Raw genomic sequence first — 16,125 nt, 5'->3', positions numbered from 1 at the left:
TTCCGTGTCCCCGCCGTCCACCCGCGTCCCCGGGTGGGCGGCCGGGGCGCGGGGGAGAATGCCGGGATGCGGCTGGTACTCACGGCGGACACCCACCTACCGAAGCGGGCCCGCGATCTGCCCGGGCCGCTCTGGGCGGCGATCGAGGAGGCGGACGTGGTGGTGCACGCCGGCGACTGGGTGGACGAGGCGTTGCTCGACGCGATGACCGCGCGGTCGCGCCGACTGATCGGGGTGTACGGCAACAACGACGGGCCGGCGCTGCGCGCCCGGCTGCCGGAGGTGGCCCGGGTCGAACTCGACGGCCTGCGCGTCGCCGTGGTGCACGAGACCGGACCACGTACCGGTCGCGAGAAGCGGTGTGCCGCCCGGTTTCCCGATGTCGACGTGCTGGTCTTCGGGCACTCGCACATACCCTGGGACACCGAGGCGCCCGGCGGGCTGCGACTGCTCAACCCCGGCTCGCCCACCGACCGGCGCTCCCAACCGCACGCCACCTACCTCAGCGCCACGATCCGCGCCGGCCGCCTGACCGAGGTGACGCTGCACCGCCTGACCCGCGACTGACCGCCGGCAACGGTGCTGGCCGGGTCCTGATCGACTCCGTTTCCTTGATGTCGCGGTGTCCAAGCCTCGCGGACACCGCACTGTCAAGGAAACGGAGTCGACCAAGGAGTGGGTTACTGGCCTCGGCCCGTCTCGGCCTGGAGCTCGTCGATGCGCTTGGACGCCTCGGCCTTGGTCAGGTCCGCGGGGAGCTCCGTGTCGGCCTCCCGGGCCAGCGTGCTCAGGTAGGACTCCTGCGCGGCCGTGGGCGGTTCGTCACCGGTGACCCACTCGTCCGGGTCCTTGATCGCGGCATTCTGGTCGGCCTGCTGGTTGCTGCGGTCCGTCATCGTCATCATCCTCTCTTCGAACAGGTGTGCCAGTACCCTGATCTCACTGGTTCATACCTGTCCGCCGGCCGCCACCTACGATCACCGGATGAGTGTGGACCCTTCGCGCGTGGTGGTGGTCGGGGCGGGCATCGCCGGGGTGGCCTGTGCGGTCGAGTTGACCCGGGCCGGGGTGCCGGTGCAGGTCCGGGAACGTGGGCACGTCTGTGGCGGCCGGATGGCCAGCAAACGCTTCGAGGGCCGGCCCGCGGACATCGGCGCCGCGTACTTCACCGCCAGCGACCCGGACTTCGCAGCGCTGGTCGAGCGGTGGCGCGCCGCCGGGCTGGTCCGGGAATGGACCGACACCTTCCAGGCCCACGACCGCACCGGGCGCCGGGACGTGCCCGGGCCGATGCGCTTCGCCGCGCCGCGTGGGCTGCGCTCCCTCGTCGAACACCTGGCCGGCGAGGTGCCGGTGACCGTCGACCGGCTGGTGCTCGGCGTGGAGCCCGGACCGACAGTGGACGGCGAGTCGTGCGCGGCGGTCGCGCTGGCCATGCCGGGCCCGCAGGCCGCCCTGCTCCTCAACCCGGACCTGACCGCCGCCACCCAGGTCGTGCAGGCGCAGCGCTGGTCACCGACACTGGCCGCGGTGCTGCGGTTCCCGACCCGGCGCTGGCCGGACTTCCGGGGCGCGTTCGTCAACGACCACCCGGTCCTCACCCTCGTCTGCGATGACGGCGACCGACGCGGCGACGGCGCGCCGGTGCTCGTCGCGCACACCCTGCCGGAGTTCGCCGCCGGGCACCTGGCCCAGCCCACCGGGGCCGGGCCGGCCATCGAGCAGGCCGTCCGGGACCTGTTGGGACTGCCCGAGCAGGCCGTTAACGTGCACGTGCACCGCTGGACCTACGCGAAGCCGACAAGCGCCGCCGCCGGCGACACCCACCACCTCGATGCCGACGGGATCGGTCTGGCCGGCGACGCGTTCGGCAAGCCCCGGGTGCAGAGCGCCTGGCGCTCCGGCCGGGACCTGGGCCGAGCCATCGCCGCCCGGCTGACCTGACCCGTGCCGACTCAGGCGTGGTCGGCTGGCCTGGTCGGTGCGCTCAGGCGTGGCCGGCTGGCCTGACGGGTGCGCTCAGGCGTGGCCGGCTGCGGCGACCGGCCGGGCGTCGGCGTCCCGCTCGGCCGGGTCGGAGGTCCGCTCGCCCTCCCGGTCGAGCAGCTGCATGACCGGGGTCGCCGTGATGCCGTGCGCCACCACGGACACGAGCACCACCAGCCCGACGGTCGCCCAGAGCAGCTCGGCCTGCGGGAAGTCCGCCTTCGTGGTGGCGTACGCGAGGTAGTAGAACGAGCCGACACCGCGGATGCCGAACAACGAGATCACCCAGTGCTCGGCCGGTCGTCCCGGCGCGCCCCGTAGCGACAACCAGCCGACCAGCGGCCGGACCAGGAACACCAGCGCCAACCCGACGGCGGCCGCCGGCCAGGTCAGCGGGGCCAGCAGACCACCCACGATCGCGCCGCCGAGCAGCAGCAACAGCACCAGGGTGAGCAGCCGTTCAACCTGCTCGGCGAAGTCGTGCAGCACCGAGTGGAACTCGTGGGTCCGCTCGGCGGCCCGGATGGCCCGCGCGGCCACGAACACCGCCAGGAAGCCGTACCCGCCGACCACCTCCACCAGCCCGTACGCCAGGAACGTGGCGGCCAGCGCCAGGAAGCCCTCGGCGTGCCGGGCCAGTCGCAGCTGACGGGGCGCGCGGAAGAACAACTTGCCGAGCAACCAGCCGATCAGCAACCCACCGCCGACCCCGACGCCCACCTTCCAGAGCACGTCCACGGTGAACCATTCGGCCATCCAGTCGCTGGGGGCGAGGCTGGTCGAGGCGATGGCGATGGCGGCGTAGACGAACGGGAACGCCAGCCCGTCGTTGAGGCCGGCTTCCGAGGTCAACGCGAAGCGGACCTCGTCCTCGGAGTCCTCCACGTCCGTCGGCTCGCCGACCTGCACGTCGGCGGCGAGCACCGGATCGGTAGGGGCCAGCGCGGCGCCCAACAACAGGGCGGCGGCCGGCACCAGGCCCGCCCACCACCAGCCGAGCAGGGTCACCGCCGCGATGCACAGGGGCATGGCGATCGCCAGCAGCCGCCAGGTGGACGACCACCGCCGCCAACTCAACGGTCGGTCGATCTTGAGCCCGGCGCCCATCAGCGCGACGATCACACCGATCTCGGTGAGGTGGGTGGTCAGCTCCGGGTGGGCCAGCGGGTCGGGTGTCGGCAGCCCGACCGGCAGCAGGAACACCAGCATGCCGAGGGCGAGGAAGGCGATCGGCATGGACAGCGGACGCCGCTCCAGCACCCGGGGCAGGATGCCCGCGAGCAGAGCGCCCAGACCCACCAGCGCGAACGCCACGTCTACCGGCTCCACGGCACCACCCTTCGACCGCACCCGCGGGGCGCGGGCAGGTGGTGACAGACCTTGCCCCGCAAGGGCTCCGGCTATGCGCGTACGTGCGGGTGAACGGAGTGACCCTCACCTCGGTCGGGTCAGCGGCGAGTCCGCCAATTCGTCGAGCAGCGCGGCCGGGTCGTCGTACACCGCCACCGCGCCGGCACCGGCGAGCTCGCCACGGCTGGTGCCGCCACAGGTCAACCCGACGCACGGGATGCTCAGCTTGCCGGCCGCGACGACGTCCCACACCGAGTCGCCGACGAAGACCACCCGCTCGGCGGCCAACCCGGACTGCTCCAGCGCGGCGACCAGGATGTCCGGGGCCGGCTTGCTCTGCTGGGCGTCCGCCGACGAGGTGACCGTGTCGATCACGTCGTCGGCGGCCAGCGCCCGGCGCAGCGCTCCCACCTCGGGTTCCGACGCGGAGGTGGCGAGCACCACCCGCAGGCCGCGCTCGGCGCAGGCGCGCAGCAGGTCGGCGGCCCGGGGCAGCGGGGTGAGACGTTCCCAGTACTCGGCGTACAGGGTGTCGTGCGCGTCGCGTAGCTTCGCGTCGGCGTCACGGTCCCGCTCGGGGCCGAGCAGATGGTCGAGGAGCTTGTCCGAGCCCATCCCGATCGAGCGGTGCACCACCGCCATCGGCACCGGCTGGTCGGTCTGGCGCAACGCCTCCCACCAACTCACAGTGTGCAGGTAGGTGCTGTCCACCAGGGTGCCGTCGACGTCGAAGAGGACTCCGGCGGGCTGGTCGGTACGCATGGGCGTCCTCCTACCCGTCGGACGTCTCAGGGATGCGCGGTCGGCGGCGTGAGAATCTCGAACCAGACAGTGGAGCCGCGGACCGACGGGTCGGTGCCCCAGGCGTCGCTGAGCTCCTCGATCAGGCCGAGGCCACGCCCACGACTGCTCAACGTGTCGGTGCGGGTCCGGGTCACGGTGCCCCGGGTGCCGGAATCGGCGACCGAGACCAGGAGACGCTCGGGGCTGAGGTCGATCTCCACTCGGGCGGCGGTGCCGGCGTGCAGCAACGCGTTGGTGGTCAGTTCGCTTGTGCACAGCACCGCCGCCCCGATCACCGACTCGGCCACCTGCCACTCGGTGAGCTGGCCGGTCATCCAGTGCCGCACCCGGCTGGGCGCGGTCGGCTCCGCGGGCACCTCCATGCTCGCCGAGCGACTCGGCTTGAGCGCGTGCTCGACCGCCAGCACTGCCACGTCGTCCTCGGTGCTGCCGGGCACCGCTGCGGTGGCCACGGCGCAGAGGGCGCGGGGGTCGCCACTGCCGGCCTTCGCGACGGCGTCGCCGAGGGTGGCCAGCCCGGCGGTGAGGCTCTGCCGACGACGCTCCACCACCCCGTCGCTGAACAGCAGCAGGGTGTCACCGGGGCGGAACGCGACAGTGGTGGTGGGCGGCCGGCCGCCCAGACCCAGCGGGGGGCCGGCCGGCATGTCGACGTACTCCGCGTAGCAGCGGCCCTCCGGGTCGCTGCGGCGGATCAGCGGCGCGGGGTGACCGGCGCTGGCCAGTGTCAGCTCCCGCCGCTCCGCGTCGATGACCCCGAACGCCACTGTGACGAAGAGTTCGTTGGTGCTGGCCTCCGCGCCCAGGCTGGTGACCAGCCGGTCCAACCCGGCCAGCACCGCGTCGGGGGCCGGGTCGGCCAGTGCCAGCGCGCGCAGCGCGGCCCGGACCTGTCCCATCCGCGCCGCGGCCTGCACGTCGTGACCCGCGACGTCGCCCAGCACCACGCCGAGCGCGCCGCCCGGCAGGAGGAACGCGTCGTAGAAGTCACCGCCGGCGGCGTTGCCGTCCACCCCCGGGTCGTAGCGGGCCGCCACCCGCAACCGGGGCAGGTCCGGCAGGTGCTCCGGCAACATGCTGCGTTGCAACAACTGGGCCGTGCCGTGCTGGGTCTCGAACCGGCGGGCCCGCTCCGCGGCCTGGCCGATCAGCTCGACCGACGCGGCCAGCAGCGCCCGCTCGGCGGGCGACCAGGTGTGCGGCACCTGGTAGCCGACCGCCAGCCCGCCGCGCACCACCGAGGTGCCCAGGGGCAGCGCCGCCATCGAGCGGACCTTCTGGTCGTGCCGGTCCACCGCGATCTCCCGCAGCGGTTGCCCGTCGCGGACGAAGAACGGGCCGCCGGAGCGGGCTGCCTGCACCACCGGGGCCGACCAGCCCGCCGGAGCGCGCCGCCAGAGCGGAGGAAGCCGCTCGTCGGCCTCGTCCAGCAACTCGCCGCGGACCCGGCGCACCATGCGCCAACCGCCGCCGCCCTCGTCGACCGCGAACGACGCCTGGTCCGGGTCGAACGTGGTGATCGCGTACCGCAGCGCCACCCGGGCCACGTCGTCGAGGGTGAGCGTGCCGGCGAGCGCGGCGGCCACCTCGCTGAGGCTCTGCAACTGCTCGGTGACGTGCGTGGTCTCGGTCGCGACCGTCAACGTGCCGACGATCTTCCCGGTGCTGTCCCGCACCGGCGAGTAGGCCCGGGTGAAGACCGCCTGCTCCACCGTCGCGGAGTGCCCCCGCACCAGCGGCAGGGTGGACTCCTTCTCCAGGAACGGCACGCCCTGCCGGTAGGTGCGCTCGAACACCTGACCGACGCCGGGCAGCGCCCAGATCTCGGCGAACACCTCGGCGGCCGGGCGGCCGAGGGCGCTCGGGTGTTTGGTGCCCAGCAGTTCGGCGTAGCCGGCGTTGTAGAGCAGGACGAGGTCGTCGCCGTACGCCAGGGCCATCGGCATCGGCGAGGCGAGGATCAGCTCGATCACGGCCCGGACCGCCACGTCCCAGCTTTCGGGTGGGCCCAGCGGGGTGCCGGCCCAGTCGTGGGCGAGCACGGCAGCGGCCGTACCGGTGCCGGTGGACGCATCCGGGACCGGAGTTGCTGGCGTGGGGACTCGCCCGACCGTTCCTGGCATGTTCGCAGCCTAGTCGGCCCGTCGGAAAAGGCATCCGATCATGGCGGTGGTGCGTCGCCGCCATCGTCGGGCTGCCCATTTGGGCAGTTCAGAACCCCTGATCGTCGGTCGGCCGGGAAAAACGCCGCGCGTTGCGCGGACTGCCGGACCGGTAGCCGGGTATGCGCCCGGCGCAGTCCATGCGACAGGAGGGACATCATGCTGAAAACCCTCGCGGTCCGGCAGGCCGACATCGGCGATGCCATCGCCGACACCTGGAGGTCGGTGCTGCTCTTCATCCCGAAGGCAGTGGCCTTCATCGTCATCCTGGTGGTCGGCTGGCTCATCGCCAGAGCCGTCCTCAAGATCGTGGATACGGTGCTGGAACGGGTGCACTTCGACCAGGCGGTCGAACGTGGCGGTATCAAACGGGCCCTGGAGAGAACGAAGTACGACGCCTCCGACATCCTGGCCAGACTGGCGTACTACGCCGTACTGCTGTTCACGCTGCAGTTCGCGTTCGGAGTCTGGGGGCCCAACGCGATCAGTGACCTGATCAGCGGCGTGGTGTCCTGGCTGCCGCGGGCGTTCATCGCGATCGTCATCGTGGTGGTGGCGGCCGCGATCGCCAACGCCGCCCGGGATCTGGTCACCGGGGCGTTGGGCGGGCTGTCGTACGGCAAGGTTCTGGCCGACCTCACGGCGATCTTCATCATCGCGCTCGGCGTGATCGCCGCCCTGAACCAGGTGGGTATCGCCACCACTGTGACGACCCCGGTGCTGATCGCGGTGCTCGCCACGGTGGCCGGCATCCTGATCGTCGGTGTCGGTGGTGGTCTCGTGAAGCCGATGCAGAACCGCTGGGACGGCTGGCTGGATCGGGCCGCCCGGGAAGCTCGGGCGGTGCAGCAGCAGCGTCAGGCCAACGCGGCCGGGCGGAGCGACGTGGAGCGGCAGATGGCCGACCGCGGGGGCGATCGTACCCAGGCGATGCCTCGGGTGGACGAGGCTTCGCAATACCGTTCGTAGCGAGGCGAGACGGCACGGCAGGTGGGGAGGGTGTTCCGCGTACGACGCGGGGCGCCCTCCCCGCGCCGGTCAGGCCCCGTCGAGCGAGCGGGCCAGCGCGCAGACCGCGAGCAGTCGGGTGAGCAGCCACTCGGGGCGGCTCCAGTCCATCGGCCCGTCCGGCGGCGCCCACCCGTGCTCCAGCGCGGCGGCGCGGACCCCTTCGGCGTAGCCGGCGAGGGCCGCGGCGGTCAGCGGCTGGCGGTCACCGTCGAGGCTGTCCCGCACGGCAGCCGCGTGCTGGTCGACGAGGGCCAGCAGCCCCGGTCGCGCGGCGGCGGCCGCGAGCCCGACGGTGCCGAGGGAGACGGTGAGGGCGGCCAGGGTGGACCGCGCCGAGTCGACGGCGGTACGGGTGGCGACCCGGTTGAACGGCACACGCATGGTGACCGAGGCTAACCGACAGGTGACGGCGTTGACGTCGGCCACTTGGCGGATGTCGGCTGCGCCACTGGACGTTCAGGGCTGACCGCGGGGGTTGATCCGGCGCAGACGGGGCAGCAGGAGAAGCAGAGGCGTTTCACGGCACGGAGGCAGACGATGGGACAGCAGCCGGACGGACCGGACGAGCAGCACCGGCGACCGTCCGAGGTGAGCGACGCGACGGTCGCCGCGCTCGGCAAGCTCAGCGAGGCGCTGGAGTGCGTGGAGCGGGCCCGGGGGCAGCTGTACTCGGTGCACCAGCTGATCGGGCACGCCGACCTCATCCTCGGCGACGCGGTGGAGCAGTTTCGCGCCGCCGGGCATGCGCAGCTCGCCGACCGGATCGACACGGAGTTGCTGGGCCGCAACGTCATCGCCGGGCGGTGGACGTTCCAGATCGTCGAGGACTTCGACGACGGCTATCATGCGCTGTTCCGGGAGTTGGACCAGCAGGCCCGTGACGAGTTGGTGGGCGGACGACGCCACCTCTACGAGGCGCAGATGAAGGAACGCCGTCGCAGCCGCGGCCGACCGGGGCACGAAGCCCGGCCGGGCAGCGCGGGTTAGTTCCTTGTCGCGTCGGCCGGGCGCCGCCGCGCCGCGTCATCGGCGATGATCACGGTCGCCACCATCAGGGCGACGCAGAGGCTGAACAGCCATGACTCGTCGGCGACCAGCCGGGCGGACACTGGTGCCTGCAGGGCGGCGAGCAGGAAGCCGAGCCAGGCGAGCCGGCGCTGAGGCGTCGAGAGGATTCCGGAGCCTTGATGCATCCTGAAATTCTTACGCGAGCCGGTCCGTTTGCCGTCCTCCGATCGGCCGATTCTGGATGAGCTGTCCGTTTTCTCGACCGTCCGGACACGACTTCTTTGCGTACCGCGCAATCGGGTGCCTGCGGCACTAGGGTGCCCCTGCGGCAGGATGGTGACCCGTGTCCACCGCGCCCGCACGTCCCCGTGCCGCCCTGCTCCTGCTGGCCTACCTCGCGTTCGTCAGCCTCGGCCTGCCCGACGGCCTGCTCGGTGTCGGCTGGCCCTCGATCCGGGGCGACTTCGACGTACCGACCGAGGCTGTCGGCCTGGTGCTCACCGCGGGCACCGTCGGTTATCTGACCTCCAGCGTGCTGGCCGGGTTCACGCTGGCCCGGGTCGGCGTGGGCGCGCTGCTCGCCGGCAGCACCCTGCTGGCCAGCCTGGCCCTGACCGGCTATGCCCTGAGCCCGGTGCTGGCCGTGCTGGTGGGTTGTGCGCTGCTGCTCGGGCTCGGGTCCGGCGCTGTCGACTCCGGGCTCAACGCGTACGCCGCCGGGGCCTTCGGGCCGCGCCACATGAACTGGTTGCATGCCTTCTTCGGCCTGGGCGTGGCGATCGGCCCGCTGATCATGACCGGGGCGCTGAGCGCCGGACTGACCTGGCGCTGGGGTTACGGCATCGTGGCCGCCGCCCAGCTCGCGCTCGCCACCGCGTTCGCGCTCACCGTGCGGGCCTGGCAACGCGGCCGCCCCGCCACCACCGGGGCCGCGACCGCACCGGCCGTGGGGGTTCCGATCCGGGCGACCCTGCGGTTGCCGGCGGTGTGGTCCGGGACGCTCGCCTTCGCGCTGTACGTCGCCATCGAGGTGTCCGCCGGCCTGTGGGCGTTCCTGCTGCTGACCGAGGGGCGGGGCCTGAGCGCGGCGGTGGCCGGCGGCTGCGTCTCCGCGTACTGGGGGAGCCTCTTCGTCGGCCGGGTCGTGCAGGGCGTGGTGGCCGAGCGCCTGGGGGCCACGCTGGTGTTGCGCGTCAGCCTCGTCGGAATGGCAGTGGGCGCCGGGCTGATCGCCGCCCCCGGGCCGGCCGCGCTGGCGGTGCTCGGCCTGGTCGTGGTGGGGTTCGCCGCCGCGCCGGTGTTCCCACTGCTCACCCTCACCACCGCCGAACGGGTCGGCGCGGCCCACGCGGACCGGGCCATCGGGTTGCAGATCGGCGCCGCCGGCATCGGCGCGGCGCTCGTCCCGGCCGGGCTCGGTGTGCTGATCGGCAACACGTCGGTGCAGGTGCTGGGCTCGGCCCTGGTGGTGCTCGCACTGGCGCTGATCGCGCTTTACGAGTGGGGCGCCCGTCGCTCGACCGGCCGGCCCACCGGGCCGCCGGTGCCCGCCCAACCCGCCGGGCAGGGTCAGACGTCCGGCCCGGTCCGGCCGGTGGTGGAGGGGCGGTAGGGGCGCTCCGGGTCGGTCGCCTCGCGACTGTTGCCCCGGGCCCGCCCGTCGCGGTCCGAGGCGGCCGGCCCGTGCCCGAACGCGGCTTCCTCGCCAGCGTCGTTGCCGGTCACGTCGTCGGCCTGCCCGTCGAGGCTGGAGCCCGACACGGCACGCTCCAGCTCCTCCAGCGGAAGCCGTTCCTCGTCCCGCCACACCCTGATGTTGTCGTCGGTCATGTCTTGAGCCGTACCCGGGCGCGATGATCGCAAACGGTGCCACGCGACCGGACCCGGGTACGGCGATGGCCGCCGGGGATTCCGGCGGCCATCGGGTGTCGTGCGGGCGGGGATCAGGGTTGCGGACGGTCCACCGCGCCGCGCCACGCGCCGGTCTCCTGACCGCGCCGCTCGATGTAGGTCTTGAACCGCTCCAGGTCGCCCTTGGCGCGCCGGTCGACGATGCCGAGCTTGTCGCCGGCCTGCTCGACCACGCCGTGCGGCTCGAACTCGAGCTGGAGGGTGACCCGGGTCTTGTCCGCGTCGAGCCGGTGGAAGGTCACCACGCCGGCCTGCTGGGTGCCGTCGGTCGAGCGCCAGGCGACCCGCTCGTCGGGAAGTTGTTCGGTGATCTCGGCGTCGAACTCGCGCTTCACCCCGGCGATGTCCACCGTCCAGTGGGTCATCGTGTCGGAGAGCTGCCGGACCTCCGACACACCCTCCATGAACTCGGGGAACTCCTCGAACTGCGTCCACTGGTCGTACGCGGTGCGTACGGGCACGGAAACGTCCACATGTTCGGTAACGCCACTCATCTGGGAACCTCCATCAGCCGCCGGTGGTCATCGGGTCGGGGGGCGACCCGTCACCAGCGAGTTGTCTCGTTCTTGTTGCCGAGAGCGGCCCACACCTCGGAGACCGTCTGGTAGAGGGTGCCCTCGGGCAGGCGTTCCAGAGCCGCCACGATGTCGTCCGGCGCCTCGTTCTCGCGGGCGCTGGCGATGAGCACCAGGCGGTCGCCCGGCAGCGCGCTCATCGAGATGAACCGGCCGAGCCGGCTGCGCTGCTCGACGTCCGTGGAACTCATCCCCTGTGGGGTGCCGGTGCGCAGGTCGCCGGCCGGGGCGGTGGTCGTCTCCGGCTGGTCCTCGCCAGCCGGCTCCGGCACCCGCGACTCGTCGACCCGAGAGCCACCGGTCCCCGGCCCCTGCACGAGGCCGCTGACCTCCTGACTCATCTGTTCGTCGATCCTCGGTCCGTGCTTGCTGTTGCCACGCTCCATGCCTTCTGCGCTACCCGGCACCCTGCCCGGTAAACCGGCACCGGGCCACGAACGGGCCCAGGGTCCGACTCCGAACCGGACGAGCGGCCCGAAACCGGTGGCTCAGTCGTCGGCGAGCTTGCGGGGCGGCAGCACCGGCCCGTCCGGGTCGACGTCACCGGCCTGCAACTGCCGCCCACGCTGCACCTCGGCGTTGATCTGCACTCCCAGCATCAGCGCCGAGTTGGACAGGTAGAGCCAGACCAGGAACGCGATGGCCGCGCCCAGACTGCCGTAGGTGGTGTCGTACGAGCCGAAGTTGGCGACGTAGAGGCCGAAGCCGAAGGAGACCGCCGTCCAGGAGACCAGGGCCACCACGCCGCCGGGGGTGAGCCAGCGGAAGCGGGGCTGGCGCACGTTCGGCGCGATCCAGAACAGCAGCGACAGCAGCACCATCATGACCATGGCGAGCACCGGCCACTTCGCCACGCTCCACGCCGTCCGGGCCAGGCCACCGGCGTTGATCAGGTCGCCGACCGCGTCGGTGACCGGACCACTGACGATCAACGCGAGGGCGACCACCGCCAGCAGCACCAGCGACAGCGCCGCCATACCGATCTGCAACGGGCGCAGCTTCCACACCGTCCGCCCCTCCCGCACCCCGTAGACGGCGTTGGAGGCCCGGGTGAACGCGCCGATGAAACCCGACGCGGACCACAGCGCACCGAGCAGACCGAAGCTCAGCAGCAGCTTGGGGTTGCTCTGGTCGAGCACCACGGCTCGGATCGCGCCGACCACGCCGTTCTCGTCGTCGGTCAGCACCGAGCCGGCACCCACCTGCTTGGCCAGGTCGACGACGGTGTCGACGGTCTGCTCGCCACTGAAGAGCAGACCGACAAGGGCCACCACCACGATGGCGGACGGAAAGAGCGCCAGGACCCCGTAGTAGGTAAGCGCCGCCGCCCAGTCGGAACAGTTGTCGTTGACGAAATTCTGCACGCTGCGGACCAGCACCCCACGCCAGGTCCGCCAGCTCAGCTGCCGCATCCGGTGGGGAACGGACGTGTCGCGCGCGCCATCGCGCGTCGTACCGGGCTCCGTGGTCGTCATGCCCGCTCCCTGCGCCCCGGCCACCGGTATGACCGGTCGTCCGGTCGGGCCTGGTCCCGCCGATACCCGGATCGGGAAATCGAGAAACCCGACCGCCGTGCGCGCCCGTTTAGGCCGGGACGCCGGGGGAACGTCAGGAGGTCTGACCGACACGGAGGAGGACGAGATGCCCGGGCGCGAAGACCTGCCCAGCACGCTGCGACGCTCCCCGGAGAAGGCGCAGCGCACCTGGGAGAAGACGCACGACTCGGCGGTGGAGACCTACGGCGAGGGGGAGCGGTCGCACCGCACCGCCTTCGCCGCGGTGAAGCACCAGTTCGAGAAGGTGGGCGACCACTGGGAGCCGAAGGGCCGCAAGGGGCCAAGCGACAGGCAGGCCGCCGGCGGCGGGCCGGAACGGCGAGCCCCCACCGCCGGTGGAGTCGACGCCAACGCCAGCAAGGACCACCTCCTGTCGGTGGCCCGCGAACTCGACGTACCCGGCCGGTCCAGCATGACCAAACCGGAGCTGGTCACGGCGATAGAGAAGGCCAACGACCGGGCCACCCGCAAGGCTCGCGGCGACTGATCCACCATCGCGGGCGGAAACCACGGACACGGTACGGGCGGACGCGCCACCCCTGCGTCCGCCCGTACCGTTCACCAGTGCCCGCCGCCCGGGGCCTCGATGTGCACCGCCTTCGTGGCGGTGAACTCGTCAAGCAGTTCCGGGCCGTAACCGAAGCCCTGCCCGCTGGCTCCGCGCGGGTGCGCGGCGCCACCCGGCGCGCCGCCGAACACCGCGTTGACCTTCACGGTGCCCACCGGCAGCTCCCGCCAGGCCCGCTGGGCGTGGCTCATCGACGTGGTCAGCACGGTGGCGGCCAGCCCGTACGGGGAGTCCGCGGCGCAGCGCAGCGCCTCGTCGAACGAGTCGACGACCACCACCGGGGCGACCGGACCGAACGTCTCCTCCCGCACCAACGGCATGTCGTGCCGGCAGTCGGTGACCACTGTGGCCGGATAGAATGCCCCCGGCCCGTCCGGCACCTCGCCGCCGAAACGCACCCGGGCGCCGGCCGCCACCGCCGCCGCGACCAGCCCGTGAACCTGGTCCCGGTGCCGCCGGTCCACAAGCGGACCCAGTTCGGTGTCCGGGTCCCGGCCCGGCCCGACCCGCAGGGCAGCGGCACGCCGCACCAGCGCGGCCACGAAGTCCTCGGCCACCTCCCGGTGCACGTAGATCCGCTCCACCGCCACGCAGAGCTGCCCCGCGTTGGCGAACGCGCCAAGCGCGGCCTGGCTGGCCGCCCACTCCGGATCCACGCCCGCGTCGACGATCAACGGATCGCTGCCCCCGTTCTCCAGCAGCACCTTCGCGCCGGTGCGGGCCGCGGCGGCGGCGATCGTCCGCCCGGTCGCAGTGGATCCCACGTGCGCCACCACGTCGACCTCCTGGGCGGCCAGCGCCGCACCGACCTCGGGGCCGCCGGTGAGCAGCGACAACACCCCGGCCGGCAACGCCTCATCCAGTGCCCGGGCCAGCAGCCACCCGGTCGCGGGGGTCCGTTCGCTCGGCTTGTAGAGCACCACGTTCCCGGTCACCAGGGCGGCGCCGAGCAGCCCGCAGGAGACCGCCACCGGGTCGTTCCAGGGCGTGAGCGCGGCCACCACACCGCGCGGCTGCGGGGACAGGAAGTCCAGCGCGTCCGTTGCGCCGTTCAGCGTCCGCCCGCCGCGCAGCGGGGCCAGCTCCGCGTACTGTCGCAGGGTGCCGATGCCCGCCTCGACGCCACCGCGGGCGTCCGCCGACGGCTTGCCCATCTCGGCGGTCACCGCCGCCGACAGCTCCCCGACGACCGCCGCCACCGCGTCCGCGGCCCGGTGCAGTGCGGCGGCCCGCTCGGCCGGCGCGGTCGCCGCCCACTGGGCGGCCACGTTGCGGGCCGCCTGCGTCGCCTTGCCGACCTCGTCGGCGGTGGCCACCGGCACCGTGCTGACCGGCGAACCGTCCGCCGGATCGCACACCACCAGTTCACCGCCGTCGCCGCCGGCGCCCCACACCCCACCCACCAACTGCGCAACCGTGTACATGCGGCGCTGCATGCCCCGGCCCCGGCGGGGCAAACGCGTTTCGCCCGGTTGCACGCCGGGTAGGCGGATCGGATGACAACCACCGCCGCGCAGAGCGCGGACGCCGTCGTCGTCGGGGCCGGTCACAACGGCCTGGTGGCGGCCAACCTGCTGGCGGACGCCGGCTGGGAGGTGGTGGTGCTGGAGGCGACAGCGGTGCCCGGCGGCGCGGTCCGCTCCGCCGAGGTGACAGCGCCCGGCTACCTGAGCGACCTCTACAGCTCCTTCTACCCGCTGGGGTACGCCTCACCGGTGCTGCGCGGGCTCGACCTGGGCCGGCACGGCCTTTCCTGGCGGCATGCGCCGGACGTGCTGGCGCACCTGCTGCCGGACGGTCGGGCCGCGGTGATCAACCGAGACCCCGACGTCACTGCCGCCTCACTGGAGCAGTTCGCCCCGGGCGACGGCGAGCGCTGGCTCAACGCCTACACCGACTGGTGTGCGGTGGCCGAGCCGATGCTGTCGGCGATCACCACGCCGTTCCCACCGGTGCGCGGCGGGCTGGGCCTGCTGCGTCGGCTGCGCGTCGCCGGTGCGTTGCGACTGGCGCGACGCCTGGTGGTGCCGGTCCGCAAGCTGGGTGACGAACTCTTCGACGGCGCCGGCGGGCCGGCCCTGCTGGCCGGTTGCGCCCTGCACACCGACCTGTCGCCGGAGGAGGCCGGCTCCGGGGTGTACGGCTGGCTGCTGGCCATGCTCGGCCAACAGATCGGCTGGCCGGTGCCCGAGGGCGGCGCGCAGCAGATCACCAACGCGCTGGTGGCCCGGCTACAGGAGCGCGGGGGGACGATCCTCTACGGCGCCCGCGTCGACCGGGTGCTCACCGCCCGCGGCCGGGCGATGGGGGTACGCACCGAGGGCGGCACGCTGTGGCGGGCCCGCCGGGCCGTGCTCGCCGACGTGCCCGCGCCGGCGTTGTTCCTCGACCTGGTCGGCGCGGCGGCCCTGCCGTCGCGGCTGGTGGAGGATCTGGCGCACTTCCGGTGGGACGGGTCGACGCTGAAGGTGGACTGGGCCCTCTCCGCGCCGGTGCCCTGGACCAACCGGGAGCTGGCCGGCGCCGGCACCGTGCACCTCGGCGCGGACCTCGACGGGTTGACCCACTACGCGGGTGAGCTGGCCCGTGGTGAGCTGCCCCGCGACCCGTTCCTGCTGGTCGGGCAGATGTCGGTGGCCGAACCCAGCCACTCTCCGCCGGGCACCGAGTCGCTCTGGGCGTACACCCACCTGCCGTTTCGTCGGGACTGGCGCGCCGAGGACGTCGCCGGGCACGTGCAGCGGATGGAGGACGCGCTGGAGGCGGCGGCACCGGGTTTCCGGCACCTGGTCGTCGGCCGTCACGTGGCCGGGCCCGCCGAGCTGGAGCGGGAAAATCCGAGCCTGGTCGGAGGCGCGCTGGGCGGCGGCACCGCTGCCGCGTACCAGCAGCTGTTCCTGCGCCCGATCCCCGGCCTGGGCCGAGCGGACACGCCGGTGGACCGGCTCTTCCTGGCCAGTGCGTCGGCGCACCCCGGCGGCGGGGTGCACGGCGCGCCCGGGGCGAACGCGGCCCGCGCGGCGCTGGCCCGCGACCGCGCCCTCACCGGCCGCGCGTACGCCGCAGCCATCGCCGCCGCCCACCGAACGATCTACCCCAACTAACCCCACCCCCTGCCCCACCCCCCTGCCAACCTCGGTGATCAAGAGATTGGCGTCAGATTTTGGAGCGTGGATGACGCGAACCTCTTGATC

Annotated in this window: 18 protein-coding genes; 7 read left to right on the top strand and 11 right to left on the bottom strand. The window is 72.9% G+C overall.

Translation table 11 applies throughout. The features are described 5' to 3' along the window. Window positions 1-66: 66 nt before the first annotated feature. Complete coding sequence (locus tag ABZU25_RS09315) at window positions 67-567, top strand: metallophosphoesterase (RefSeq protein WP_355028834.1); 501 nt, start codon at window positions 67-69, stop codon at window positions 565-567. A 113-nt stretch (window positions 568-680) separates the two neighbouring features. On the opposite strand, the gene ABZU25_RS09310 is transcribed toward ABZU25_RS09315, so the two are convergent. After that, window positions 681-896 (bottom strand): DUF3072 domain-containing protein, encoded by a 216-nt coding sequence (locus ABZU25_RS09310; protein WP_355028833.1) that lies wholly within the window; start codon window positions 894-896, stop codon window positions 681-683. 88 nt (window positions 897-984) lie between these two features. On the opposite strand from ABZU25_RS09310, the gene ABZU25_RS09305 reads away from it, so the two are divergent. Further along, on the top strand, window positions 985-1,944 hold the full coding sequence (locus ABZU25_RS09305; RefSeq protein ID WP_355028832.1) for an FAD-dependent oxidoreductase: 960 nt from the start codon (window positions 985-987) through the stop codon (window positions 1,942-1,944). Between the two features lie 75 nt (window positions 1,945-2,019). Here ABZU25_RS09305 and ABZU25_RS09300 read toward each other — a convergent pair whose 3' ends face one another. The 3 genes from ABZU25_RS09300 to ABZU25_RS09290 all read right to left on the bottom strand — a co-directional run bounded on the left by ABZU25_RS09300 (window position 2,020) and on the right by ABZU25_RS09290 (window position 6,263). Further along, window positions 2,020-3,315 (bottom strand): cation:proton antiporter, encoded by a 1,296-nt coding sequence (locus tag ABZU25_RS09300; RefSeq protein ID WP_355028831.1) that lies wholly within the window; start codon window positions 3,313-3,315, stop codon window positions 2,020-2,022. 105 nt (window positions 3,316-3,420) lie between these two features. Further along, entirely contained in the window at window positions 3,421-4,098 is a 678-nt protein-coding gene (locus tag ABZU25_RS09295; RefSeq protein ID WP_355028830.1) for an HAD family hydrolase, read from the bottom strand. Between the two features lie 26 nt (window positions 4,099-4,124). Further along, window positions 4,125-6,263 (bottom strand): SpoIIE family protein phosphatase, encoded by a 2,139-nt coding sequence (locus tag ABZU25_RS09290; protein WP_355028829.1) that lies wholly within the window; start codon window positions 6,261-6,263, stop codon window positions 4,125-4,127. A 198-nt stretch (window positions 6,264-6,461) separates the two neighbouring features. Between ABZU25_RS09290 and ABZU25_RS09285 the strand changes: the two genes are divergently transcribed. Further along, complete coding sequence (locus ABZU25_RS09285; protein WP_355028828.1) at window positions 6,462-7,271, top strand: hypothetical protein; 810 nt, start codon at window positions 6,462-6,464, stop codon at window positions 7,269-7,271. Between the two features lie 69 nt (window positions 7,272-7,340). Here the strand turns inward: ABZU25_RS09285 and ABZU25_RS09280 are convergent, their stop codons facing one another. Next, window positions 7,341-7,694 (bottom strand): DUF6401 family natural product biosynthesis protein, encoded by a 354-nt coding sequence (locus ABZU25_RS09280; protein WP_355028827.1) that lies wholly within the window; start codon window positions 7,692-7,694, stop codon window positions 7,341-7,343. Window positions 7,695-7,850: 156 nt separating this feature from the next. Here ABZU25_RS09280 and ABZU25_RS09275 point away from each other — a divergent pair, with 156 nt between their 5' ends. Next, window positions 7,851-8,300: a hypothetical protein gene (locus ABZU25_RS09275; protein ID WP_355028826.1), complete on the top strand. Its 450-nt coding sequence runs from the start codon at window positions 7,851-7,853 to the stop codon at window positions 8,298-8,300. On the opposite strand, the gene ABZU25_RS09270 is transcribed toward ABZU25_RS09275, so the two are convergent. Next, the gene (locus tag ABZU25_RS09270; RefSeq protein WP_355028825.1) at window positions 8,297-8,506 is read right to left on the bottom strand and encodes a hypothetical protein; all 210 of its coding nucleotides are present in this window, start codon (window positions 8,504-8,506) and stop codon (window positions 8,297-8,299) included. The genes ABZU25_RS09275 and ABZU25_RS09270 overlap by 4 nt on opposite strands. Before the next feature lie 158 nt (window positions 8,507-8,664). On the opposite strand from ABZU25_RS09270, the gene ABZU25_RS09265 reads away from it, so the two are divergent. Then, window positions 8,665-9,933: an MFS transporter gene (locus tag ABZU25_RS09265; RefSeq protein WP_355028824.1), complete on the top strand. Its 1,269-nt coding sequence runs from the start codon at window positions 8,665-8,667 to the stop codon at window positions 9,931-9,933. Here the strand turns inward: ABZU25_RS09265 and ABZU25_RS09260 are convergent. The 4 genes from ABZU25_RS09260 to ABZU25_RS09245 all read right to left on the bottom strand — a co-directional run bounded on the left by ABZU25_RS09260 (window position 9,891) and on the right by ABZU25_RS09245 (window position 12,282). Further along, window positions 9,891-10,151: a hypothetical protein gene (locus ABZU25_RS09260; protein WP_355028823.1), complete on the bottom strand. Its 261-nt coding sequence runs from the start codon at window positions 10,149-10,151 to the stop codon at window positions 9,891-9,893. The genes ABZU25_RS09265 and ABZU25_RS09260 overlap by 43 nt on opposite strands. 113 nt (window positions 10,152-10,264) lie before the next feature. Then, on the bottom strand, window positions 10,265-10,726 hold the full coding sequence (locus ABZU25_RS09255) for an SRPBCC family protein (RefSeq protein ID WP_355028822.1): 462 nt from the start codon (window positions 10,724-10,726) through the stop codon (window positions 10,265-10,267). A gap of 50 nt (window positions 10,727-10,776) precedes the next feature. Further along, window positions 10,777-11,193 (bottom strand): DUF2795 domain-containing protein, encoded by a 417-nt coding sequence (locus ABZU25_RS09250; protein WP_110564927.1) that lies wholly within the window; start codon window positions 11,191-11,193, stop codon window positions 10,777-10,779. A gap of 102 nt (window positions 11,194-11,295) precedes the next feature. Continuing rightward, complete coding sequence (locus tag ABZU25_RS09245) at window positions 11,296-12,282, bottom strand: YihY/virulence factor BrkB family protein (protein WP_355028821.1); 987 nt, start codon at window positions 12,280-12,282, stop codon at window positions 11,296-11,298. A gap of 166 nt (window positions 12,283-12,448) precedes the next feature. Here ABZU25_RS09245 and ABZU25_RS09240 point away from each other — a divergent pair, with 166 nt between their 5' ends. Beyond that, window positions 12,449-12,850 (top strand): ChaB family protein, encoded by a 402-nt coding sequence (locus ABZU25_RS09240; protein WP_355028820.1) that lies wholly within the window; start codon window positions 12,449-12,451, stop codon window positions 12,848-12,850. 71 nt (window positions 12,851-12,921) lie between these two features. On the opposite strand, the gene ABZU25_RS09235 is transcribed toward ABZU25_RS09240, so the two are convergent. Continuing rightward, window positions 12,922-14,355, bottom strand: coding sequence for an aldehyde dehydrogenase family protein (locus tag ABZU25_RS09235; RefSeq protein WP_355028819.1), 1,434 nt, complete (start codon window positions 14,353-14,355; stop codon window positions 12,922-12,924). A gap of 72 nt (window positions 14,356-14,427) precedes the next feature. Between ABZU25_RS09235 and ABZU25_RS09230 the strand changes: the two genes are divergently transcribed. Beyond that, complete coding sequence (locus ABZU25_RS09230) at window positions 14,428-16,035, top strand: NAD(P)/FAD-dependent oxidoreductase (protein ID WP_355028818.1); 1,608 nt, start codon at window positions 14,428-14,430, stop codon at window positions 16,033-16,035. The last annotated feature ends 90 nt before the right edge of the window (window positions 16,036-16,125 follow it).

It is taken from the genome of Micromonospora sp. NPDC005215 (assembly GCF_040607915.1).
GTDB lineage: Bacteria > Actinomycetota > Actinomycetes > Mycobacteriales > Micromonosporaceae > Micromonospora.
Note: the sequence above shows the minus strand (reverse complement) of the source record. Positions and strands in the feature narration are given on the sequence as shown.